The organism is Pseudomonas fjordensis, assembly GCF_976987115.1.
Map to the genome: position 1 here is coordinate 3361021 of NZ_OZ336860.1, position 22425 is coordinate 3383445.

Genomic DNA, 22425 nt, shown 5'->3' on the forward strand with positions numbered 1-22425 from the left:
CGGTCAATTGCTGCAGTTACGACCATGGGGTCACGCAGAGGTTGCGTTGGGGTGACGATTGATTTCACTCGGCCACTTCCAGGGGCAGGCACACCCGGAACAGGGCGCCCTCACCTATCTGGCTCTCGACCTCAATCGTGCCGCCATGGGCCGCCACGATCTGTTCGGAAATAAACAGGCCCAGCCCCAGGCCGGCGGCGGAGTGGTTGGCGGAAACCCGTTCGAACTGCTGAAAAATACGCTTCTGGTTTTCCTCGCTGATACCAATGCCATGGTCGCGCACCTCTACCCGCGCTTCGCCATGCTCGGTATACACCCGCACCTGCACCGGGCTCTTGGCCCCGTAGCGCAAGGCGTTGGTCAACAGGTTGGTGATCACCTGCTCGATACGGAACTCATCCCAATAACCTTCCACAGGGCTCTCGGCCTGCAATTGCATGGACGACTCGGCGGCCGCCACTTGCGGCGCGAAGTTATCGACCAGGTTGCGCACCAGTTGCGCCAGGTCGATGTGTGCCGGGCGAATCGACAACTTGCCGGTGCGGATGCGCGAAACGTCGAGCATGTCTTCGATCAGGCGGATCAGGCTCTGGATCTGGCGCTCATCGCGGTCAACCATGGCGTGCATCTTGTCCAGGGTAAACGCCGCAGCATTGTCCCGGGCCAGGTGCATCTTGCGCAGTTGGGTCTCCAGGATCAGCCCGTTGAGGGGCGTACGCACTTCGTGGGCGACAATCGACATGAAGTCGTCACGCATGCGCACCGCTTGTTCCAGCTCGGCCTGGGTGGCTTGCAGGCGCGTGAGCAACAGCTCCTGCTCACGACGGCTGCGCTCCAGTTCCTCGACTTGCAGCTTCATCGCCTTGCTTTGGCGATACAGGTCGACGAACACATTGACCTTGCTCTTGACCGCATGGATATCCAGCGGCTTGTGCAGGAAGTCCACCGCGCCGCTTTCGTAGCCTTTGAAGGCGTAGTTGAGTTCGCGGCCAGCGGCGCTGACGAACACGATGGGGATGTTCTTGGTCTTTTCAGTGCCGCGCATCAGTTCGGCCAGTTCGAAACCGTTCATGCCGGGCATCTGCACGTCGAGGATCGCCATGGCGAATTCATGTTCCAGCAACAGGGACAACGCCTCGTCGGCACTCAATGCCTTGAAGACCTGGCGATCCTCACGCTTGATCAGCGCCTCGAGGGCCAGCAGGTTTTCCGGCAGATCATCAACGATCAGCAGTTTGGCCTGGACAGTACTTAACATGGGAAAGGTTCCAGGGAAGCCAGCATTGAGCCGATTCGGCTCAAGGAAAGAATATAGTCAGGTGTGTGCAAGGCCAGGGCCGCCAGGGGCATGACGGCAATGCGTGCCTCTTGTGGGTCCTGCACGATGGTAATGCCACCTGATTGCTTGACGTGGGCAAGGCCGCTTGCGCCGTCCTGGTTGGCGCCGGTCAACAAAATGGCGAGCAGGCGGCGCCCATACACATCGGCCGCCGAGGAAAACAGGTAGTCGATGGCGGGTCGGGAATGGTGCACGCGGTCTTCCTGGCTCAGGGACAGGCTGCGGTCCTGCTCGACCGACAGGTGATAACCAGGCCCGGCAAAGTACAAGGTACCCGCCTCTACGGCTTCTTTGTCCCGGGCCTCCTTGACCGGGATGTTCAGCCGCCGCGCAAAGACTTCCGCCAGTTGGCTGCGGCGCTCATCCGGCAGGTGCAGCACGGCAATGATCGGCAGGCCGAAGCTGCTCGGCAGCTGGCCGAAAATACTCAGCAACGCCTCAACGCCGCCGGCGGAAGCGCCGACGACGATGGCTTCGATCCCACGAATCGGGGTGTCTGGCGCGTCGCTCATGATTTGCGGTAGATCCGTTCCTGCTTGACCAAGGGCTCGAATTGCTTGCTATAGGCGGAAAAATCCAGAGTTTCCTTGCTGCCCAGCACCAGAAAGCCGCGATGACACAGCGACTCATGAAACAAGCCAAACGCTCGATCTTGCAATTTTTTATTGAAATAAATCAATACGTTACGACATGAAATTAATTGAGTTTCTGAGAATACGCTGTCGGTCGCCAGGCTGTGATCGGCGAAGGTTACGTTCTCGCGCAATGTCTTGTCGAAGATCGCGTAATCGTAAGCCGCTGTGTAGTAGTCGGCAAATGAACGTTGCCCGCCAGCCTGCTGATAATTGGCGGTATAGGCGCGCACGTTCTCCAGGGAAAAGATGCCCTGCTTGGCTTTCTCCAGCGACGCCGGGTTGATGTCGGTGGCGTAGATGATGGTGCGCTCCAGCAAGCCTTCTTCACGCAGTAGGATGGCCATGGAGTACACCTCCTCGCCCGTGCTGCAGCCAGCGATCCAGATCTTGATCGACGGGTAGGTCTTGAGCAACGGCACCACTTCCTGGCGAATCGCCAAAAAGTGCGACGGGTCGCGAAACATCTCGCTCACCGGGATGGTCAAGAACTGCAGCAACTGCATGAACGCGGCCGGGTCGTGCAATACGCGCTCTTGCAGTGCGGAGATGGTCGCGCAGTCGAACTGGCGCAAGGCATGGGCCACACGGCGTTTGACCGACGCGCCCGAGTAGTCGCGAAAGTCATAGCTGTACTTGAGGTAAATCGCCTCGATCAACAGGCGCAGCTCAATATCGCTGCTCTTATCCAAGAAACACTGCTCCACTTAAATGCGTTCCATCTTCGGTAGCCATACGCGAATCAGTGAGAACAGGCGGTCCAGGTCAATCGGCTTGGCCAGGTAATCGTTTGAGCCTGCAGCCAGGCAACGTTCCTGATCGTCCTTCATGGCCTTGGCCGTCACGGCAATGATTGGCAGTTTTTTCCAGCGTGGGTCCTGACGGATCAAGGCGGTGGCCTCGTAACCGTCCATCTCCGGCATCATCACGTCCATCAGCACCAGGTCGATATCGTCCACTTCATTGAGTCTGTCGATGGCTTCCTGGCCGTTACGCCCGATCACCACCACCGCGCCTTTGTGCTCCAGGGCGCTGGTCAGGGCGAAGATATTGCGTACATCGTCGTCCACCAGCAGGATTTTGCGCCCTTCGAAGACCTTGTCGCGGCTGCGGGCGGTCTTGAGCATCTTCTGGCGGTCATGGGACAACTGGGATTCGACTTTGTGCAGAAACAGCGTGACTTCATCCAGCAGGCGCTCGGGCGAGCGCGCGCCCTTGATGATGATCGAGCGTGAATACTTGCGCAGTTCGGCCTCTTCGTCCCGGGTCAGGTTGCGCCCGGTGTAGACGATCACCGGCGGGAACGAGCAGATATCCTCGGTGGCCATGCGCTTGAGCAACTCATTGCCGAGCATGTCCGGTAGCTTGAGGTCGATGATCATGCAGTCGTAGATATTGCTGCGCAGCAGGTCGAGCGCCTCCTGGGCAAAGCCTACGGCGGTGATCTCGATGTCATCGTCGCCGATCAGGCGGGCAATGCTATCGCGCTGCAGGTCATCGTCTTCCACCAGCAGGATGCGCTTGACCTTCTGGGTCAACTTGGCTTCCAGGCGTGCGAACACGTCCTTGAGCTCTTCGCGGGTGGTGGGCTTGACTGCATAACCGATGGCGCCCATGTGCATGGCGGCTTCGACGCGGTCTTCCACGGAAATCACGTGCACCGGGATGTGGCGCGTGTTGGCGTGTTCCTTGAGGCGCTGCAGCACGGTCAGCCCGGAATGGTCGGGCAGGCGCATGTCCAGCAGGATGGCATCGGGGATGTACTGCTCGGCAAGGCTGTAGCCCTCGTCGGCACCGTGGGCGACCAGGCAGTGGTAACCCAGCTCGTGGGCGAGGTCGAACAGGATGCGCGCAAAATTCGGCTCGTCTTCCACCACCAGGATGCAACGGGTGCTGAACGGCGCCTTTTCGCGGTCGTCGGCAAAGCGTGGGATCAGCTTGGCGTCGGCCACCGGCAATGGCGACACCTTGACGGGCGCCGGTGCCGGCGCGACCACCACTTGGCGCGGGGGCTCGATCGGCGCTGCGTCCTCGTCGCGTTCAACATACTGTTCCGGCAACACCAGCGTGAAAATGCTGCCTTTGCCCGGTTCGCTGGTCACGCTGATATAGCCGCCCAGCAAGGTGGCCAGGTCACGGGAGATCGACAAGCCCAGGCCCGTACCGCCGTAACGGCGATTGGTGGTGCCATCGGCCTGGCGGAAGGCTTCGAAGATGCTTTCCTGTTGGTCCGGGGCGATACCAATGCCGGAATCGCGCACCGTGAAGGCAATGCCCTCCCCCGGCGCACGGGACACCGACAAGCTGACCTCGCCCTGTTCAGTGAACTTGATGGCGTTGGACAACAGGTTCTTGAGGATCTGCTCCAGACGCTGGCGATCGGTAAACAGCAGGGTTGGCGAGCCTTGCTGCACGTCCACCTGGAAGCCCAGTTTGCGGTCCATTGCCAGCGGCTCGAACATGCCGCGCAGGCCATCCACCAGGCGCTCGACGCTGGCGTTTTCCGGGCGTACTTCCAGCTTGCCGGCTTCGACCTTGGAAATATCCAGGATGTCGTTGATCAGGTTGAGCAAGTCATTGCCGGCCGAATAGATCGACTCTGCAAACTTGACCTGCTCGGCACTGAGGTTTTCCTGGGGGTTATCTGCCAGCAGTTTGGCCAGGATCAGCGAGCTGTTCAGCGGTGTGCGCAGTTCGTGGGACATGTTGGCGAGGAATTCGGACTTGTACTTGCTGGAACGCTGCAACTCATCGGCGCGGTCTTCCAGCTCCAGTTGGGCCTGGTTCAGCTCGATGTTCTTGCGGTCCATGGCGTCGCGCTGTTCGGCCAGGGTCTGGGTCTGTTCGGCCAGTTGCTCGTTGGTCTGCTCCAGCTCGGCCTGCTGGGTTTCCAGGTGAGCCTGGGACTCCTTGAGGATGCGTGACTGTTCTTCCAGCTCTTCGTTGGCGGTCTTGAGCTCTTCCTGCTGCACTTGCAGCTCTTCGTTGAGCTGCTGGGTCTCGGCCAGCACTTCCTGCAAGCGCTGGCGATAGCGCGCGGCTTCGATGGAGGTGCCGATATTGCCGGCAATCAGTTCCAACAGTTCAATATCACGCTCATCCAGTGGGCGCAGGAAACCCAACTCGACCACGCCATTGACACGGTCGTCATCGCTGGTAGGCACTACCAGTACGCTACGGGTCGCGCCCTCGCCGAGTCCCGAGCTGACCTTGAAGTAATCCACCGGCACATCATCCAGGCGAATCAGGCGATCGTGCTGGGCGGCCTGGCCAACGATGCCTTCGTCGCTGTAGATCGACTGTTCCTGTTGTTCCTGCTCGCGGGAGAAGCCGTAGGTGGCCACGCGCTTGAGGCCGCCGTGTTCTTCGCGCACGTACAGCGCCGCGACGGCCGAACCCATGTATTGGGCGAAGAACTGCAGGATATTGCGCCCCAGCATGTTCAGGGTCAGTTGGCCCAGCACTTGCTCGGCCAGCTCGGTCTGGCCATTGCGCAGCCAGGCGGTTTGCTCCAGGCGCCGGGCAATCTTCTGTTGTGACGCGAGGTTTGCACTGTAACTCTTTGAAAGTGAAATTAAATTCTTCCTGCCGATGTAGGCCAGAAAGCCACTCAACCCCAGTACAAACACCAGGTACAACGTGACACTGATCACCGTCGTACGGGTGACTTCTGCGTTACGGGTGATACGGAACTGTTGTTCCATCGCCACCGCGTCTTCGTATTCCTTGCGGATCTCGTCAGTGAGCCGCTTGCCCCGGCCCGCCTTGACAGCGCCCCGGAAATCGCCGCTGTTGCGCTGCAGTTCAATCATCGACTGCGCGTAGTTGTTCCATTCGGTCTGCAAGGTTTCCAAGCGCTTGAGCCGGTCAACCTGCTGCGGGTTGTCGGCTACCAGGTCCTGCAGATTGCGCAGGTCGGCGATGATCCGCGGCTTGGCCACTTCGTACGGGTCAAGGAAATGCTCGTCACCGGTGATCAGGAAGCCGCGCATACCTGTTTCCAGGTCAACCGTCAGTTTGGACGTCTCATTGAGGTTGTTAATGACGCGGTCGGTGTGCTCCACCCACTGGATCACCGAGAGCAAATAGGTAATCAGGCAGACGAAAAACACCGCGCTGAGCACGCCCACGCCCAAAGGCAGGGCCACGTTTCGGCTCAGCAGGGTACGAAAGCTTTTTTCATCGACGGACGACGCGGGTGTCATGGGCATGCCTTGGCCAAATGCGGAAAAGCCGCAAGTTTGCCCGAACAACCTGGCTAAAAGCTATGTTTGTGCGTTGATTGGCTGCGGATGCGGTCAAGCGCATGGCGCCGGCCCCTTTGTGAGTCAGCACGCAAGCTGACGGGACTTTTTGCGCCGCTAAGGTCACAATGCCAGCAATTGCTTCGGAACTTGCTGGCATTGTTATCACTCACAATCTTGTTGCCTTTAAGCCCAGCGCCCTCACTGTTCAGGAAAGTTCACTATGTCCCATGCCTCCACCATCCTTGTAGTCGAAGACGACGCCATCGTGCGCATGCTGATCGTCGATGTCCTCGAAGAGTTGGAGTTCAGGGTGCTCGAAGCCGCAGACGCTGAGCAAGCGTTGGAAGTGGTGAAAGATACTGCCCAGATCATCGACCTGATGATGACCGACGTCGGCCTGCCCGACATGGACGGTAAACAACTGGCAACCAAAGCCCGCGAACTGCGCGCCACCCTGCCGATTCTGTTTGCCAGCGGCTATGCCGAAAATATTGATGTACCCGCCGGTATGCAGGTGATTGGCAAACCGTTCTCGATCGATCAATTGCGTGACAAAGTCAAATCCATGCTGTAACGCCCCTCCCCCCGTTGTCCTTTGCAGAGATTAACGTGACGTCCGGCCAATAAAACAGGAAACTCAGCGCCTTCACGCCACGCTCTCAGATAGCATTCAGGAAGGACGCAACAACATGATTGGAAAACCGACGCGCCTGCTGTTGGCGAGCCTCTCGATTTTCATGAGCTCCGGCGCCTGGGCTGACTTCACCGCAAGCCCCAGCGAAGCCCGGGCCATCGCCAAGGAAGCCTACCTGTACGGCTTCCCCGTGGTGCAGATGTACAAGACGCTCTACACCCAGGCCGTTGATAAAGGCGGTGCCCACTTCAAGGCCCCCTTCAACCGTATCGACAACAGCGCCCAGGTGCTTACCCCCAAGGACAACGCAGTTACCACCCCGAACGTCGACACGCCCTACTCGTTCGTATGGATGGACCTGCGCAAAGAACCTTTGGTGCTGACCCTGCCCAAGATTGAAGACAACCGTTACTACTCAGTGCAGTTGATCGACCTCTATACGCAGAATTTCGCTTACTTGGGCACCCGCAGTACCGGCAATAACGGCGGTCACTACATGATCGCCGGGCCCGACTGGAAAGGTCAGCAGCCGGTGGACATCGACCGTGTGGTCTACAGCGAAAGCAACATCGCCTACGCCCTTTACCGTACGCAGCTGTTTGATGACAAAGACTTGGGCAAGCTCAAGCAGATCCAGAGTGGCTACAAGGTCCAGACGCTGAGCAGTTATGTGAAGCAACCCGCGCCTGCCAATGTGCCGAAGATCCAATGGCCCAAGCCAATGGCAACCATGACCGAAGGCCCGCAACTGTTTCGCTACCTGAATTTCATGCTGGCCTTTGCCGCGCCCCAGGACAGTGAAAAAGACCTGCTGGCGCGCTTTGCCAAGATCGGTATTGCGCCGGGCGCGCCGTTCAAGGTCAACCTGTTGACTGCCGAGCAGCGCAAGGCCCTGGAGGACGGCATCGCCGATGGCCGCGCCGAATTCGCAGCGTTCAAGAAAGCCAAGGTCGATACCCACCAAGTGACCGGCGCAGACCTGTACGGCAGCCGCGACCACCTGCAAAACAACTACCTGTACCGCTACGCCGGTGCCGAGCTGGGAATGTTCGGCAACTCCAGTGATGAAGCTGCGCACTTGAGCTACGTCATCGACAGCGAGGGCAAGCCGGCCAATGGTGCGCGCCACAGCTACACCGTGCATTTTGCCAAGGACCAGTTACCGCCGGCCGATGCGTTCTGGTCGCTGACGATGTACGACGCCAAGACTAAATCGCTGGTGCCCAACCACAAGAAGCGCTACCTGATCAATTCGCAGATGCTGCCAACCCTCAAGCTCGACGCCGATGGTGGCTTGACCCTGGCGCTGCAACACCACGAGCCCCCCAAGGCTGAGCAGAGCAACTGGTTGCCGGCCCCGCCCGGCCCGTTTTATGCGGTATTGCGCATTTACCTGCCCAATCCTGAAGTCGCCAGCGGCCAGTGGAAGCTTCCAGCGTTGACGCCGCTTAAATAATCACGGCGAATAAAAAAGCGCGGCGGGCGATAACCCGTCGCGCTTTTTTTTGACTCAGTGTTTTTTCAGTTTCACGTAAGACTGGTGCAGGTCCGATGCCCAACCGTCGATGACGCTTTTCACATCGTCGGCCTTCATTACCTGGGAGTCATTGGCCAGCGGCTTGCCGGTGCCTTTGCGCACCACTTGGGCCAGCACTTTATTGGTAGCGCCATCGAGGAACTGCGCCTCGGTGCCCAGGGTGGTTTCCTGGTCGCGAATGCCGGTGCCGGTGCTCACTGCCGCGGCCACCAGGGCGACGGGAATAAACTCATAAGGCTTGAGGCTTTCGGTCTTGCTGCTCACGGCGGTAATCGCCGCCCTTACCACGATCACCCCTGGGCCTGGGGCATTGGCCACGGGCAGTGACTGGGCCAGCTCGCGCTTGAGCGCCTGGTTGTAATAGTCGTTGATGCCGCGCAACGTGCTCTCGGGAATCCGGGAGGTGGCCTGGGGCTTGGGGTAGAACTGGGTAGGCTCGATGTACACCGCCGTGTAGCGGCTCAAGTCCAGTTGTGGATCAACCCAGCGCATCACCTCTGCCCCCGACGGTGACTTGGCTTCCTTGAGCTGGCTGTAGTTGGAGAGGAACCCTGAGTATTCATTCGGTTGCACCACCTTGCTCGCGCAACCGGCCAAACCGAGCGAGGCAACGCACAGTGTGCCGATCATTAGCCTTAGCTTCATTAGTGAACTCCCTGGCGACCATCATTGTAAGAATGAGTTATAGGTATAGCCAATACTTAGGCAGTACACCTAATTTCGCTCGGAGCACGCCAATACATGCGTCAACACATTCAGGTCAAGGATGGAAATCGGAACGCACGATTCGCCCACTTATACTCATCATGAAGTCGTCTTTTTTGTCGCCATCGAAATCGAAACGCAGCAAGGTGAGGTTATGACTGGGATAATATTTCTGGGTGACGGTGAGTTGAGGGTGGGCTGCGCGCAGGGCTGAAATATCCAATTTATCCTTGCCGCTGACAAAGTCCGTTATAGCTGTGTTTTCAAAGCTGGCGGATGAGTCGTTTGCGCCGATAACGAAGGTATTTTTACCAGGCCCGCCTGACAGCCGGTTAAAGCCAGAGTTCGCCTTGACATAGAGAGTGTCATCGCCTTCGCCGCCCTCCAGTTCGTTATCCGAGTCATTCCCAATAAGAATGTCGTTGCCAGCACCGCCAATAGCCCGTTCGATGGTGACGCCGTTGGCGATCGAGACGTTGCCTATGCCTCCCCCTACATTAGAGAAGCTGCCCGATCTCAAATTGATAACCTGATCTTGCTTGAATGCGGAGAAATCGAATGTGTCTCTACCACCGGCGTCCCACACGCAAAATACCGGTAAATCATCGACTGATTCCAATTTGAATACTTCACGGTCGGCATTTGAGTTGAATCCATACGTCGTATCTCCCGTACGCGTTTGGAGGTTCGCCCCGAATTTATCTTGCATGATGGCGATATCATCCATCATCGGTGTACTTGAATATTGATTGTCTTGGCCATGGGATTTATTAAAGCGATGGTCTGAGCGGGTTTCCAGAAAAGGACTCCTTACCGTGTAAGCCAGCGTATTTTCCGCATACTTATTTTCCGGTGTTGCGGACGTCGGGTCAGGAAGCCCCAATTTAAAGGCCGCAGCTTTTGCAATGACGTGACGGCCAAAATTATTGGGTTTTTCCAGCCCATCGGCATGGCTCTGGATCAGCGTTACCTGCACCCTGCCGGGCTCGTCATCGGACACCGGTGCATACCAAGGGGCTTGCCACTTAAAGCTGCCATCAACCTTAAACTGCATATGATGGGATTGTGCATTGGCAGACTCTTTGAACCGGATATTTGCAGCATCGCTGAAATTATTCAGGGTCTCACGGATGACGCCTTTTTGTGTTTCTGTGAACTGGCTGGTGGTGGCGCCCGTTTCGGGACGATTGGAGAAGTCATAGGTTACCTCTGCGGAGTCCCCGGAACGCAGTGAACCCGCAAATCCGTCTGCACGTTGTGACCTCTCTAATACTTGGTCCGTGGACAATGAAACGTGGCGATGTTTAATTTGATTGCCGCGGTCGCCTGAATGAGCAATCTCGACGACGGTCCTGTGTGCATCGCTGGTGGCGTATGCCCTTGCCAACGCAGTGTTCGGATCAATATTCATGAGGTAGTCCTAAGGGAACTGGGATTTTTCTACTCGTCTGGCGGCAGACCAGTGACCTGCGTATAGGTGGTATTGCTACGCTAAACAGTTCCCGAACTGACCTCACAATTGAGGCGCGGCTCGCCTAGTAGCGTTGGCAAACATTCACCCGGGCGTGCGGCCTTCAAATGAACCGCCTTCGTTGTGTAAGGTGAAGCCTTATCCCCTTATCCGGAGCATTACATGCGCACCATCGGCCTTATCGGCGGCATGAGCTGGGAGTCCAGCGCCGAGTACTACCGCCTTATCAACCAGCGCGTGCGCGACCAGCTCGGCCCGCTGCGGTCGGCGCAAGTGTTGATGTACAGCGTGGATTTCGGCCCGGTGGAACAGGCTCAACATGCCGGGCGTTGGGACGATGCCGCGCTGATCCTGGAAGATGCCGCGCGACGCTTGCAGGCCGGGGGTGCTGATTGTGTGGTGCTGTGTACCAACACCATGCATTTAGTGGCTCCGCGCATTGAGGCGGCGGTGTCGATTCCCTTCCTGCATATTGCTGATGCCACGGCGACGGCGGCTCTGGCAGCTGGGACCTTGACGGTAGGATTGCTGGGTACCGCGTTCACCATGGAGCAGGATTTCCTCAAGTCCCGCCTTGCCGCCCAGGGGCTCAACGTGCTGGTGCCAGACGCGGATGAACGCAGGGCGGTGCACCGAATCATCTATGAAGAGTTGTGCGTGGGCGTCATCAGTGACGCCTCGCGCCAGGTGTATCAGCGGGTGATCCAGACACTCGCGGCACGCGGCGCCCAGGCGATCATCCTCGGCTGCACGGAAATTTGCTTGCTGATCCAACCGGAGCACAGCGCCCTGCCACTGCTGGACACCACCGCGCTGCATGCGCAGGCCGCGGTGGGGTTTGCCTTACAGGGCACAGGGATCTGTGCCAAGCGCTGATTTTGTGGGCAATGCATAACCCGTGTGGGAGCTGGCTTGCCTGCGAAGGCGGTGGTTCAGTTAAAGATTCAGTGGCTGACACACCGCTATCGCGGGCAAGCCAGCTCCCACAGGGATCTGTGCCGGGCGCTGATTTTGTGGGCGATGCATAACCCGTGTGGGAGCTGGCTTGCCTGCGAAAGCGATGGTTCAGTCAAGGGTTCAGTGGCTGACACACCGCTTTCATCGAAGTTGTGTAGATCCCTTTGCTTAAAGGATCAAGCCGATGTGCGCAGGCGCGCCATGCTGAAGGTGTCGACAAACACACCATCACGCAGGGCATAGTCGCGCAACCGCCCTTCCACTTCGAAGCCGAACTTGCGGTACAGGTTGTGCGCAGCTTCGTTGTCGGCGTAGACCGTCAGTTCCACACGGCGCAGGTTCATCCAGTTGTCGGCCACCTCCAGCGCGGCCGCCAACAGCCGCGAACCGACGCCCTTGCCCTGCCACGCGGGCGCCACGCCCATACCCAATGAGCCAACGTGGCTCTGGCGTACGCGCAAGTACTGCTCAAGCCCCAGTTGACCAATCACCTCAGCGCCCTGCAACGCCACCAGTTGCAGGCGCCGCTCGTTATCCATCACCAGGCGCTTGCGCCACATCTCAACCGACTGAAAAGGCATTTGCAGCACCTGACGGCAAACAGCCGGTTCATTGTAGAGCGCGGCGACGCCCTCCAGGTGGGCCTCGGTAAAACGCTGGATCACGATAGACGGTTCAGGCACGTGCATTGCTTTTCATCCTATGAAAGACAGGTGGCTGACCAGTGTAGAAGTTAAGTCGCCCATCTGACGAGCCGGAGTTTTCCCACTGGCCAACCAGCACCATCCTGCATCTGAACGATGGCGATCCCTGCGCGCAGCGCCGATACTCAGCCCAGGCCCTGCCCCGTCAACCCGACGCTTTGGCCTTCACCCTGTGACGAGAACAACAAAAAAAGTCCCACAGAGGAACACCCATGAACCGTCTCGATCCCGCGAGCCTGTTACAGGCTTTCAGCACCCTGACCCTGGACCTGCAACGCCTGGCCCAACACCAGGACATCGAACACTTTCAACACCATGCCCTGGCGCGCCTCAACCAATTGCTGGCCTTCGACAGCGCCTGGTGGGGGCGCTCGGCGGTCATCAACGGGGTGCCGCACGAGCACAACAGCTTCCTCTACCAGTTGCCCCCCGACTATCTGGCGGACTGGCAGTCGATCCGCCATCTGGACGTGACCGTCGCACGGGTGCATGCCTCGCCCGGCGAGGCAGTGATCATCGATATGCGCGACCCCGCCAGCGGCAGCGCCTTGAACTGGTTGGGGCAACGCCACGGCTTGGGTGAATTGCTCTGTGTGATCCATATCGACGCGCAAACCCACCTCAGCCACCACCTGACGCTCTACCGCCAGCCCTCCGCGCCCACGTTCAACGCGCAGGATTGCCAGTTGCTCAATAACCTGATGCTGCATCTGGTGGCGGCGGTCTCGGCGAACCAGATCCGCACCTTGGTGGCCATGCGTGAAACCCTGACCAGCCCGCGCAATCTCGCCCTGGCGGTGTGCGACCCACGGGGAGTATTGCAATGCGCCGAGCGCGGGTTTGTCGACCTGCTGCTCAGCGAATGGCCGCAATGGTGTGGCCCCACCCTGCCGGTGCCCCTGGACGAGCGCGGGCATGACGGTAAGCACATCCATATCCAGGTGTCCCCCGTGGGCGACCAATTGCTGCTGGCCGCGCGCGTCAACCGCGCCCTGCCCCAGCTCAGCCCACGGGAAAACGACGTGGCCCAAGGCTTTGGCGAGGGCAAGACCTACAAGGAAGTGGCCCGCGACCTTGGCCTCTCACCCAATACCGTGCGCCACCATATTCGCGCCATCTACACCAAGCTCGGCGTCAAGGACAAAGCACGCATAGCGCACCTGGTGCACGCCCCGCCCGACTGACCCTGCCCGTTTCTCCCACGGTTTACCACGGTCGTTTTTTAACGGTCACGGGCTGCTGTTGCCCTTTTTCGGCCTTCTCACACGAGACGCTTCTTCATGACTTCCACATGCTTACGTAACTTGACAGTGCTGTGCGCCACCCTGCTCAGCCTCGACAGCCAGGCGGCCGACCTCAACGCCCGCGACTTTTTCGCAGCCCCACCGGGTACCAGCCTGGGTGTGTTGTACCTGCCCGCCACACGTGCCGGGGATTTCCATGGCCCCGCCGACAGCACCGGCAAGGCCGACCTGCGGGTCAACGCCGTGGCTTACCGCCAGGTGTATTTCACCGACGCCTGCGGCACGCTGTGCACGCCGCAATTCATCCTGCCCTTTGCCGACATCAACGCACGCCTGCCCGGCGCAAACCAGCGCAGCCGCGAGCGCGGCCTGGGCGACCCACAGGTGGGTGGCACGCTGTTTTTCGTCAATGACCCCGCCTCGCGTACCTACAGCGGCCTGTTGAGCCTGATCACCGTGCCGGTGGGTGAGTACCACAGCCAAAACCCGGACGTGTCCCCCGGTGCCAATCGCTGGGGCGCCACCTTTGTCTACAACTACACCCACGGCATCGGCGACAAATGGGTACTGGAAGCCAACCTGGAAGCCCAGCTCTATGGCCGCAATGACGATTACTTCGGCAGCGAACTCAAGCAAGCGCCGCTGTATCGCTTACAGGCCTTCGCCTCGTATGACTTCAGCGCCGCCACTTACGGCGCATTGCGCCTGATCCAGGCCGACGGTGGCGCGCTACGCCTCAACAACCGCAGCCTCGACGACACCCACAAGCGCTATACCCAAGTCGGCTTCGAATTCGGGCATTGGCTCGACCGGCAGAACCAACTGATGGTCAGCCTTTCGCAAAACGTTGCGGCTTCCAATGGCTACGCCGGCACCGAGGCGTTGTTACGCCTTGTGCACGTGTTCTGACCCCTTTCCTGGAGCTTGAAAATGCCCATTTCCACCCCTGCAATAACGGCACGCTTGGCGGCGATCGTACTGTTTGCCGCCATCACCCCGACCATCCTGATGACCGCTCCCGCCGTGGCCGCGCAGTTGGCCAGCCAGTGGCAACTGAGCCCTGCGCGCATTGGCGACTTGTTTTCCGTGGAGCTGGGCGCCATGAGCCTGGCGACCTTGCCCGCTTGGTGGTGGCTCAAGCGGGTTGACTGGCGCACCGCCGCCCGGGTCGCCGCGCTGTTGTTCATTGCCGCTAACCTGCTGTCGATGCTCGCCGACACCTACGCCGTGCTGCTGGTGTTGCGCGGTGCCAGCGCCCTGGCCGGCGGCTCGTTGATGATCCTTTGCCTGGCCAGTGCCGCCACCACCGCCAACCCCAGCCGGGTGTATGGCTTGTGGGTGATGGGGCAGTTGGTCGTCGGTGCCCTCGGCCTGGTGGCGCTGCCTGGCTTGTTCGAACGGTTTGGCTTGAATGCCTGCTATCTGATCCTGGCAGGGTTGATGACCCTGCTGCTGCCATTGGCGCGGGCTTTTCCCGCTGGTAGCCCAGCGTTGCCGGCCAACCGCGAGCCGGTATTGCCCGGCTCACGCTGGAAAGCCGCCCTGGGGGTTGGCGCGGTCCTGGCCTTTTACATCAGCCTCGGGGGCGTATGGACCTTTATCGGTGCCTTGGGCGCCAGTGCCGGGATTTCGGCGCAGCACAGCGGCGAAATCCTCGCCATTGCCACCGTGATGGGCATTGCCGGGGCCGCAAGCGCCTCACTGATCGGCGCTCGCCTGCCGCGTGGTGCGCTGTTGTTGCTGGGCTACACGTCAATGGCAACAGCGGTGCTCCTGTTGCTCGGCCAGCCTGCATTACTGCGGTTCGCCCTGGCCGCGCTGCTGTTCAAGTTTACCTGGACCTTCATCCTGCCGCTGATCCTGGCCTGCCTGGCCGACCTCGATCACAGCGGCAAGCTGATGAACGCCTCCAACCTGGTCATCGGCGGTGGCCTGGCCATCGGCCCGGCGCTCGCCGGCCGCCTGATCGAAGCCAGCGGCGGGTTCAGCCTGTTGCTGCTCGGTGCTGCCGCTATCACCTTGCTGTCCCTGGTAATGATCGTCGCCAGCCGTCCCCACTCCCCCACTGAACTGGAACCGGTATGAACCTGACCACCGCATTTTTTTTCGACGAAATGAGCCTCTGGCACAGCGCCGGCGCCCATGCGCTGACCCTGCCCGTGGGCGGCTGGGTGCAGCCGCCGGCCGGCAGCGGGCATGCCGAGTCACCGGAGACCAAGCGGCGTTTGAAAAGCCTGTTGGATGTCTCCGGACTCAGCCGCCACCTGCACCAGCATAGCGCGCCGCCCGCCAGTGAAGAGGACCTGCTGCGCGTCCACAGCCGTGCTTACCTGCAACGTTTCAAAGCCTTGAGCGATGCCGGCGGCGGTGAGCTTGGCCCCCAGGCACCGATAGGACCCGGCAGCTATGAGATCGCGCAACTGTCCGCCGGTTTGGCCCTGGCCGCCGTGGAAGCGGTGCTCAAGGGCCAGGCGCACAACGCTTATTCGCTGTCGCGGCCACCGGGGCATCATTGCCTGGCAGACAGTGCCATGGGCTTTTGCTTTCTCGCCAACATTGCCATTGCCATCGAGGCCGCCAAGGCCCGCAACGGGCTGGGCAAAGTCGCCGTGATCGACTGGGATGTGCACCATGGCAACGGCACGCAGTCGATCTTCGAAGAACGCGCCGATGTGTTGACGATCTCCCTGCACCAGGACGGCTGCTACCCGCCCGGTTACAGCGGCGAGCAGGATCGCGGCCGGGGTGCAGGCCTGGGCGCCAACATCAATATCCCGTTGCCGCCAGGCAGTGGTCACGCCACCTACCTACAGGCCATGGAGCGCATCGTACTGCCCGCCCTGGAGCGCTTTGAGCCGGAGTTGATCATCGTCGCCTGCGGTTATGACGCCAACGCCGTCGACCCGCTAGCGCGCATGTTGCTGCACAGCGAATCGTTCCGGCTGCTGACCCGCGCCCTGCGCCTGGCCGCCGAACGCCTGTGCCACGGTCGCCTGGTGCTGGTGCACGAAGGCGGCTACAGCGAAGCCTATGTGCCGTTCTGCGGCTTGGCGACCCTGGAGGAACTGAGCGGCGTGCGCACAGCGGTGCAAGACCCGATGCTTGAGTTTGTGCAATTGCAGCAACCCGGTGCGGCGCTGCAGGGGTTTCAAGAGCTGTGGGTGGAGCGTTTGGCGCGCGGGGTCAGCGAGTAGCTGCCAGGCGCCATACCCGCGCTATGTCCGAGGCCCGCTCGCGCAACAGGCGCGGGGCCTCGTGGCAGGCCTGCTCAAGTGACATCGGCCCCGACGGCAAGGCGAACGCTGCGTCCACACCATGAGCGTACATCTGCTCGTAGCCGTCGCCCAAGGTGCCCGCGATCACGATCACCGGCACGCCCTGTCGCTGGGCAATGCGCGCCACGCCAAACGGGGTTTTGCCACGCAGGGTCTGGGCGTCGAAGCGGCCTTCGCCGGTGATGACCAGATCGGCGCCACGCACCGCTTCATCGAGGCCAACCAGTTCAGCCACCACCTCGACCCCCGGACGAAACTGTGCACCGAGGAACGCCTTGGCGGCAAAACCCAGGCCACCGGCGGCGCCGCTGCCGGGTTCGTCGCGCACATCCTGGCGCAGCACCTGGGCGCAATGGTCGGCGAAGTGGCCAAGGGCAGCGTCTAGTTGTGCCACTTGCTCGGGGCTCGCGCCTTTTTGCGGGCCAAAAATCGAAGACGCTCCGTGAGGGCCGCACAGGGGGTTGTTGACGTCGGCGGCGATTTCAAAACGCACCTGTGCCAGGCGCGGGTCGAGTTGTTCAAGGCTGATATGGGCCAGGCGTGCCAACGCCAACCCACCCGCCGGCAGTGGCTGGCGTTCACTATCCAATAGCTGCACGCCAAGGGCCTGCATCGCCCCCGCCCCGCCATCGTTGGTGGCACTGCCGCCAATCGCCAGGATAATGCGCTGCGCCCCGGCATCCAGCGCGGCGCGGATCAACTCACCGGTGCCGTAGGTCGTACTTGAACACGCGTCGCGCTGCCCCGGCGCGACAAGTTGCAAGCCGCTGGCCTCGGCCATCTCGATCATCGCCGTGTGGCTGTCGGCCAGCCAGCCCCAACGCGCTTCGACGGCCCCGCCCAGCGGGCCTCGGACCGTTTGCCTGCGCAGTTCACCCTTACACGCGGCGAGTACCGCATCCACCGTGCCTTCACCGCCATCGGCCATCGGGCATTGAAGCACGTGCGCATCCGGCCAGACCTGGGCCCACCCCTCGGCAATCGCCTGGGCGACGCCTGCGGCACTCAGGCTGTCTTTGAACGAGTCGGGGGCGATCACGATTTTCATGGGCTTTCTCCGGTTTTTATAACGCCCATGCTGCCAGTTGGTTGGGGCAATGACGCGGGGCCGATGCACAAGTGTGGGGCGGGTTTGTTGTTCATTCCCACAAAGTGAAACGCCGCGATAAATAAACGCCAAACCTATGGGCCCGCTTGTTTGATCTATCTGTCAGTAACGACTTGCAGCAGTGTAGGACGCATCTTTAATGCGCACGCTCCCTTGAGGCTCGCAATTGCACGCTAATAGAGTGTGGCCCAGAAGATTCCAGACAATATCAATCCGGGGGCTCCACGCCGGCCCGCAACAACGCCCTCGACTCAGGGAGAACTTCATGGCCGACACCCCTCAAATGCCACGCATAGCGCCGCTCTCTTATAACGCCCGGGGCAACCCGGTACATACCTGGACCCTCACGCCCAGCCATATCACCGACCCGGTGCATTGCATATTGCCGCCGGATGGGGTGCTGCCGGTGATTTTTGTGCCGGGGATTATGGGGTCGAATTTGAAGAGCAAACCGGAGAAAGGAAAGGGAAAGAATAAGGCGGCTCCCGTCTGGCGGTTGGATGCGGGGTTCATGGGTAAGAATATGTGGTTGGCCCTGAACTGGATAAACAAAAAGGCGGGTATACGACAGCAACTGTTGCACCCCGCCAGGGTAGAGGTCGATAACAAAGGCGCAGTGCCGGAGCGCTCTGTCGGCACGGTCATAGTGCCGCCAGAGCCGGACAGGAAAAAAACCATCCTGGCTCTGACCAAGCGCTACGAAGAGCGGGGCTGGGGCGAAGTCAGCGAAACCAGCTACCACGCGTTTCTTCTGTGGCTGGAAGACACCCTTAACAGCGAATTCATGCCGCATAAATGGCCGCAATTCGACATTCGGCCTGAGCATCTGCATACGCGCAGTGTCGAGCCCGGCCCGGTTCAAGTCACCGAGTTGAAACCCGAAATGCCCATCGCCATGCCGGGGTTGGGCGCTAACCTGGCGGCGCAGTTGCCGTCGATTATTTCGCACGAGTTGGCGGCGCGTGGTGGCTACCGCATGCCAGTGCATGCCTGTGGTTACAACTGGCTGGACTCCAACGAGGAGGCCGCGTCAAGGCTGGCTGAGCGTATTGATGAACTCATGCAGCAGTACGGTCGCAACTGCCAACAGGTGATTTTGGTTACCCACTCCATGGGCGGGCTGGTGGCACGGCGATGCGCGCAGCTACCGGGTATGGCCGACAAAATTGCCGGCGTCGTGCACGGCGTGATGCCCGCCATCGGGGCGCCGGTCGCTTACCGTCGCTGCAAGGTCGGCATGCGCGACGAAGACCCCATTGCCGGCGCGGTCATTGGCCCCACCGGTCAGGAGGTCACCGCTGTATTTGCGCAGGCACCCGGTGCCTTGCAATTGCTGCCCACCCAGGACTATGCCCCGGGCTGGCTGCGGCTGATTGACGAGCGCGGAGCCCCGGCTATGCCGCGTCAACCGGTAAAAGATCCTTATGAAGAGATTTATCTACGCCGCGACCGTTGGTGGGGATTGTTGCGTGAAGAGTGGTTGGCACCGAAGGATGGGGATCCGATTACTTGGGAGACATTTGCGATAAACATAAAGAAAGCGAGCAGCTTCCATCAACGCATTGCAGGGTCATACCACCCTCAAACCTATGTTTACTATGGAAACGACGATAAATATCCCAGCTTCGAAACCATCACCTGGGAGATGCGCCGAGGGTCTCGCCTCAACGGCCCCTATGCTTCAAGCCCCGACGCCTTCACGGTGTCCAGCTTGCAAATGCCCGAGGTGCGTGACGACGGGCGAAGCCCGCTGTACGTAGGCGGGCAAGCCGAAAGTGTAATGCCCCCACGCGGTGACCCCAATGCGCCAGTAAAGACCGTACAGACCAGCTATTGGGAACTGCATTGCCGTATGCAGGACGGCGCTGGCGACGGCACCGTACCGGTGAGCTCCGGCCGCGCGCCGATCAGGCAGGTCCGCCAAGGTTCTGTCCGCCAGCAAGTGCAGGCCCCAGGGTTCGACCATGAAGCGTCCTACGCCAACCCGCTCACTCAGCAATTCACCCTCTACTCCCTGATCAAGATTGCGGCGAAAGCCAAGAGGCCTCTATGCGCAGGCTGACCGTTTTTTTTACATGCCTGCTACTTGGATCGGTTGCAGGGTGCACCACCTTCAAACAACCCAGTGAACAGGAGAAACAAACCGTGCACGAATTGACCAGCAACATGCGCACCTGGGCGCTGGGCCGTGGGCTGATAGATTTGCCCGCCAGCTGGACGGGGGGCGGGAATGTGAAGTTGTACTACGGGCTGGGGGCCGATCATGCATCCGTTGAAGTGCGGGTGTTAGGAGAGGGAGTGACGCGAGAGCGGTTTGATGCTGCTGTGTACGAGCGAGCGAGTCGGATTGCTTCCGTAAAAAACTACAATCATTCCGATGTGTCGATGCTGGTATCGGCGAAAGTCGTAACGGCACAACATAGGTTATTGCAGTACTACGAGAGCGTTGAAATTGCAGACTGGTTCGTGCATGAGTCCCATCTGTTGATTGGTGACGTTTACGTCATGCTCCGCGCTGACTCCTTCAATGGTAATACCGCCCCTGTTGAAGGTCGTCTGTTAAAACTTTCAAAAGAGATCTTCAAAGTCACCCCTGAAACCGCAGGCGCAGGCTTTGCACTGGACTCCATTGTCATTCGCAGTCATCACGATCAGGAGATCGCTAGTTTCGACTTTAGCCCACCAGCCTCAGATGTCTCGCTGAGTATCTATATCAACGCTCTGTCGCCTGATGATGAAGAACGCTTGCACGTGCGCACTCCCAAAGACGGGCAAATTTTTCTCGCAGGGGATTACGAAAATTTGCGGACAAGAGAAATCACGTTAGCCGGCATGCAAGCTGAAGAGTCCCTGATCGGCTTCAGCGATGACACTCACCGTCAAATACTCTTTGTGAGCGAAAACTACCGGGACAATCCTTCGCTGGCTCGGCCTGGCATGAGCATCCGTTTGTCGGCGGGGGGCATGAAAGGAGAGCCAGTTGATCCCAACGAACCCGAAGACCTGGTGCGCTGGACCCTTCCCCAATTCGCCAACAAAGGCTACGAACTGCCTCTCTGGCAACAACCCGCGTCACCAGAACCCGTCAACCCCTCACTCACCGACTACGAAGCCATGGCCGTGTGGGACGCCATCCTCAAATCCGTACGCATCCGCTACGGCTCGGTCGTGCCCAAGCCGGACCCTTGGGCCAACATTCGCGGGCCCAGTGCCGATGAGGTTGCCGAAAACAAGCGCATCCTCGATGAGTTCATTGCCAGTTTTGAAAAACGTAAGCCGTGACATTGGGAGAACAGCTAATAACACGAATTTTAGCGTTCGCTCTGGGGCAGCAGTTGGACGCCCAGGTACAAGGCAAGCATCCCATCGAGCGTCAGCGGGTCTACGCCGCTGAGTTCAGCGATGCGCTCCATGCGGTAGCGCAGGCTGTTGCGGTGAATGCCCAAGGCGTCGGCACAGGCCTGGCTTTGCCCATCGTGTTCGCACCAACTGCGCAACGTGGCGAGCAGTTGCCCGTTGCTGTCCTTGGCCAACACCTTGCGCAACGGGTTGAGCAGCTCATCCAGGGCGTCGTCGTTGCGATGACGCCACAGCATCACCGGCAGGCGGTAACGGTTGAGGGTCAACAGGCGTGATTGGGGCAGGATATCGCGGCCATAGGCAAGCAGGTCCCCTACCCTTCGGTAACAGCGGCGCAGCCCCGCCAAACCTTCCGCTTGCCCGCCGATGGCCACGCGCAGGATGTTCCAGCCCAGGCCGTCGAGCTTTTCCAGCAAGCGGGGATTATCGACCTGCACCGCGGCGGGTCGGCACCACAGCAAGGAAAACTGCGCAGAACTGACGCACCAACTGTCCGGGTAACGGCTGGCGAGCCAGGCGCTCAAAGCCTCCGCCGTTTGGCCCGGGCCCAGTTCAAACAGGTACGGCGTGCGCGCCAGTTGTGGCTTGAGCCCCAGTTGCTGGGCTTCGTCCACCAGGCGCGGGGAGTCGCCGCTGTCGGCCAACAGCAGGGCCAGCAGATCATCGCAACGCTGGCGCCGCCATTGTTGCTCGGCTTGCTGGTGGCGTTGGCTGACCAGCATTTCAGCGGTCATGCGCACCAGTTCGGCATAGGTGCGCAGCCCATCCGGCTCGCCGGTGATACCCAGCACGCCGATCAGGCGTTGATCATGCAGTAGCGGCAGGTTGATGCCCGGCTGTACGCCCTTGAGATGCTTGGCGGTCTGCCCGTCGATTTCCACCACGCGCCCATTGGCCAACACCAGTTGCGCACCTTCATGGCGAGTGTTGATACGCTCCGGCTCGCCGCTGCCCAGGATCAAGCCCTGGCTGTCCATGACATTGACGTTATGGGGCAGGATCGCCATGGTGCGATCGACAATCTCCTGCGCCAGGGCATGATCCAGCTCGAACATGGGGCTAATTTCCTGAAAAAGGTTGTTCACCGGCACAGCGCAAAGATGGCTTGACTGTGCGCCAGCACAAAGACAGTTGCCCGTCACGTCACCGAGACTGTCAGGGCGGTCAACGTTACCCTCGCACCGCGAAAAATCATAATAAAGAGAGAATCCC

18 protein-coding genes are annotated in these 22425 nt (G+C 60.0%); 9 read left to right on the top strand and 9 right to left on the bottom strand.

Annotated features, from left to right (window positions below):
* Positions 1-64: 64 nt before the first annotated feature.
* Genes ACWHXD_RS14955 through ACWHXD_RS14970 form a run of 4 tightly spaced genes read right to left on the bottom strand, consistent with a single transcriptional unit; the run spans position 65 to position 6176 of the window.
* Entirely contained in the window at positions 65-1258 is a 1194-nt protein-coding gene (locus ACWHXD_RS14955) for a hybrid sensor histidine kinase/response regulator (protein WP_032897268.1), read from the bottom strand.
* Positions 1252-1851: a chemotaxis protein CheB gene (locus ACWHXD_RS14960; RefSeq protein ID WP_138762755.1), complete on the bottom strand. Its 600-nt coding sequence runs from the start codon at positions 1849-1851 to the stop codon at positions 1252-1254. The genes ACWHXD_RS14955 and ACWHXD_RS14960 overlap by 7 nt, the downstream gene beginning before the upstream one ends.
* The gene (locus ACWHXD_RS14965) at positions 1848-2678 is read right to left on the bottom strand and encodes a CheR family methyltransferase (RefSeq protein WP_171905487.1); all 831 of its coding nucleotides are present in this window, start codon (positions 2676-2678) and stop codon (positions 1848-1850) included. The genes ACWHXD_RS14960 and ACWHXD_RS14965 overlap by 4 nt, the downstream gene beginning before the upstream one ends.
* Positions 2679-6176 carry a response regulator gene (locus ACWHXD_RS14970; RefSeq protein WP_138762756.1) on the bottom strand — a complete coding sequence of 1166 codons (3498 nt, stop codon included), beginning with the start codon at positions 6174-6176 and terminating at the stop codon, positions 2679-2681.
* Positions 6177-6438: 262 nt separating this feature from the next.
* On the opposite strand from ACWHXD_RS14970, the gene ACWHXD_RS14975 reads away from it, so the two are divergent.
* Together ACWHXD_RS14975 and ACWHXD_RS14980 are read left to right on the top strand one after the other, a co-directional pair.
* Positions 6439-6792, top strand: coding sequence for a response regulator (locus tag ACWHXD_RS14975; RefSeq protein WP_032897262.1), 354 nt, complete (start codon positions 6439-6441; stop codon positions 6790-6792).
* A 115-nt stretch (positions 6793-6907) separates the two neighbouring features.
* Positions 6908-8308 (top strand): DUF1254 domain-containing protein, encoded by a 1401-nt coding sequence (locus ACWHXD_RS14980; RefSeq protein WP_138762757.1) that lies wholly within the window; start codon positions 6908-6910, stop codon positions 8306-8308.
* A gap of 54 nt (positions 8309-8362) precedes the next feature.
* On the opposite strand, the gene ACWHXD_RS14985 is transcribed toward ACWHXD_RS14980, so the two are convergent.
* Both ACWHXD_RS14985 and ACWHXD_RS14990 read right to left on the bottom strand, forming a co-directional pair.
* A complete protein-coding gene (locus ACWHXD_RS14985) occupies positions 8363-9034 on the bottom strand; it encodes a DUF3313 domain-containing protein (protein ID WP_032897258.1) in 672 nt (223 codons plus the stop codon).
* 115 nt (positions 9035-9149) lie between these two features.
* Positions 9150-10505 (bottom strand): M10 family metallopeptidase C-terminal domain-containing protein, encoded by a 1356-nt coding sequence (locus ACWHXD_RS14990; RefSeq protein WP_138762758.1) that lies wholly within the window; start codon positions 10503-10505, stop codon positions 9150-9152.
* Positions 10506-10727: 222 nt separating this feature from the next.
* Between ACWHXD_RS14990 and ACWHXD_RS14995 the strand changes: the two genes are divergently transcribed.
* Positions 10728-11441, top strand: a complete 714-nt coding sequence (locus ACWHXD_RS14995) for an aspartate/glutamate racemase family protein (RefSeq protein WP_032897256.1) — start codon at positions 10728-10730, stop codon at positions 11439-11441.
* Between the two features lie 257 nt (positions 11442-11698).
* Here ACWHXD_RS14995 and ACWHXD_RS15000 read toward each other — a convergent pair whose 3' ends face one another.
* Positions 11699-12211 (bottom strand): GNAT family N-acetyltransferase, encoded by a 513-nt coding sequence (locus tag ACWHXD_RS15000; RefSeq protein WP_138762759.1) that lies wholly within the window; start codon positions 12209-12211, stop codon positions 11699-11701.
* A gap of 227 nt (positions 12212-12438) precedes the next feature.
* Between ACWHXD_RS15000 and ACWHXD_RS15005 the strand changes: the two genes are divergently transcribed.
* The 4 genes from ACWHXD_RS15005 to ACWHXD_RS15020 all read left to right on the top strand — a co-directional run bounded on the left by ACWHXD_RS15005 (position 12439) and on the right by ACWHXD_RS15020 (position 16664).
* A complete protein-coding gene (locus ACWHXD_RS15005) occupies positions 12439-13410 on the top strand; it encodes a helix-turn-helix transcriptional regulator (RefSeq protein WP_138762760.1) in 972 nt (323 codons plus the stop codon).
* 96 nt (positions 13411-13506) lie between these two features.
* Positions 13507-14379, top strand: a complete 873-nt coding sequence (locus ACWHXD_RS15010; RefSeq protein ID WP_032897252.1) for a transporter — start codon at positions 13507-13509, stop codon at positions 14377-14379.
* A gap of 21 nt (positions 14380-14400) precedes the next feature.
* Entirely contained in the window at positions 14401-15555 is a 1155-nt protein-coding gene (locus ACWHXD_RS15015; protein WP_138762761.1) for an MFS transporter, read from the top strand.
* On the top strand, positions 15552-16664 hold the full coding sequence (locus ACWHXD_RS15020) for a class II histone deacetylase (protein WP_138762762.1): 1113 nt from the start codon (positions 15552-15554) through the stop codon (positions 16662-16664). The genes ACWHXD_RS15015 and ACWHXD_RS15020 overlap by 4 nt, the downstream gene beginning before the upstream one ends.
* Here the strand turns inward: ACWHXD_RS15020 and ACWHXD_RS15025 are convergent.
* A complete protein-coding gene (locus ACWHXD_RS15025) occupies positions 16654-17793 on the bottom strand; it encodes a glycerate kinase (protein ID WP_032897249.1) in 1140 nt (379 codons plus the stop codon). The genes ACWHXD_RS15020 and ACWHXD_RS15025 overlap by 11 nt on opposite strands.
* Before the next feature lie 325 nt (positions 17794-18118).
* Here ACWHXD_RS15025 and ACWHXD_RS15030 point away from each other — a divergent pair, with 325 nt between their 5' ends.
* Entirely contained in the window at positions 18119-19915 is a 1797-nt protein-coding gene (locus ACWHXD_RS15030; protein WP_138762763.1) for a lipase family alpha/beta hydrolase, read from the top strand.
* Positions 19903-21135, top strand: a complete 1233-nt coding sequence (locus tag ACWHXD_RS15035) for a T6SS immunity protein Tli4 family protein (RefSeq protein WP_138762764.1) — start codon at positions 19903-19905, stop codon at positions 21133-21135. The genes ACWHXD_RS15030 and ACWHXD_RS15035 overlap by 13 nt, the downstream gene beginning before the upstream one ends.
* Positions 21136-21164: 29 nt before the next feature.
* Here the strand turns inward: ACWHXD_RS15035 and ACWHXD_RS15040 are convergent, their stop codons facing one another.
* The gene (locus tag ACWHXD_RS15040) at positions 21165-22268 is read right to left on the bottom strand and encodes a sugar diacid recognition domain-containing protein (RefSeq protein ID WP_032897246.1); all 1104 of its coding nucleotides are present in this window, start codon (positions 22266-22268) and stop codon (positions 21165-21167) included.
* Positions 22269-22425: the final 157 nt, after the last annotated feature.

Excerpts from the sequence above, each read along its gene's own strand:
- ACWHXD_RS14955 (WP_032897268.1), bottom strand. The coding sequence starts at position 1,258 with ATGTTAAGTACTGTCCAGGCCAAACTGCTGATCGTTGATGATCTGCCG.
- ACWHXD_RS14960 (WP_138762755.1), bottom strand. The coding sequence starts at position 1,851 with ATGAGCGACGCGCCAGACACCCCGATTCGTGGGATCGAAGCCATCGTC.
- ACWHXD_RS14970 (WP_138762756.1), bottom strand. The coding sequence starts at position 6,176 with ATGACACCCGCGTCGTCCGTCGATGAAAAAAGCTTTCGTACCCTGCTG.
- ACWHXD_RS14975 (WP_032897262.1), top strand. The coding sequence starts at position 6,439 with ATGTCCCATGCCTCCACCATCCTTGTAGTCGAAGACGACGCCATCGTG.
- ACWHXD_RS14980 (WP_138762757.1), top strand. The coding sequence starts at position 6,908 with ATGATTGGAAAACCGACGCGCCTGCTGTTGGCGAGCCTCTCGATTTTC.
- ACWHXD_RS14985 (WP_032897258.1), bottom strand. The coding sequence starts at position 9,034 with ATGAAGCTAAGGCTAATGATCGGCACACTGTGCGTTGCCTCGCTCGGT.
- ACWHXD_RS14990 (WP_138762758.1), bottom strand. The coding sequence starts at position 10,505 with ATGAATATTGATCCGAACACTGCGTTGGCAAGGGCATACGCCACCAGC.
- ACWHXD_RS14995 (WP_032897256.1), top strand. The coding sequence starts at position 10,728 with ATGCGCACCATCGGCCTTATCGGCGGCATGAGCTGGGAGTCCAGCGCC.
- ACWHXD_RS15000 (WP_138762759.1), bottom strand. The coding sequence starts at position 12,211 with ATGCACGTGCCTGAACCGTCTATCGTGATCCAGCGTTTTACCGAGGCC.
- ACWHXD_RS15005 (WP_138762760.1), top strand. The coding sequence starts at position 12,439 with ATGAACCGTCTCGATCCCGCGAGCCTGTTACAGGCTTTCAGCACCCTG.
- ACWHXD_RS15010 (WP_032897252.1), top strand. The coding sequence starts at position 13,507 with ATGACTTCCACATGCTTACGTAACTTGACAGTGCTGTGCGCCACCCTG.
- ACWHXD_RS15015 (WP_138762761.1), top strand. The coding sequence starts at position 14,401 with ATGCCCATTTCCACCCCTGCAATAACGGCACGCTTGGCGGCGATCGTA.
- ACWHXD_RS15020 (WP_138762762.1), top strand. The coding sequence starts at position 15,552 with ATGAACCTGACCACCGCATTTTTTTTCGACGAAATGAGCCTCTGGCAC.
- ACWHXD_RS15025 (WP_032897249.1), bottom strand. The coding sequence starts at position 17,793 with ATGAAAATCGTGATCGCCCCCGACTCGTTCAAAGACAGCCTGAGTGCC.
- ACWHXD_RS15030 (WP_138762763.1), top strand. The coding sequence starts at position 18,119 with ATGGCCGACACCCCTCAAATGCCACGCATAGCGCCGCTCTCTTATAAC.
- ACWHXD_RS15035 (WP_138762764.1), top strand. The coding sequence starts at position 19,903 with ATGCGCAGGCTGACCGTTTTTTTTACATGCCTGCTACTTGGATCGGTT.
- ACWHXD_RS15040 (WP_032897246.1), bottom strand. The coding sequence starts at position 22,268 with ATGTTCGAGCTGGATCATGCCCTGGCGCAGGAGATTGTCGATCGCACC.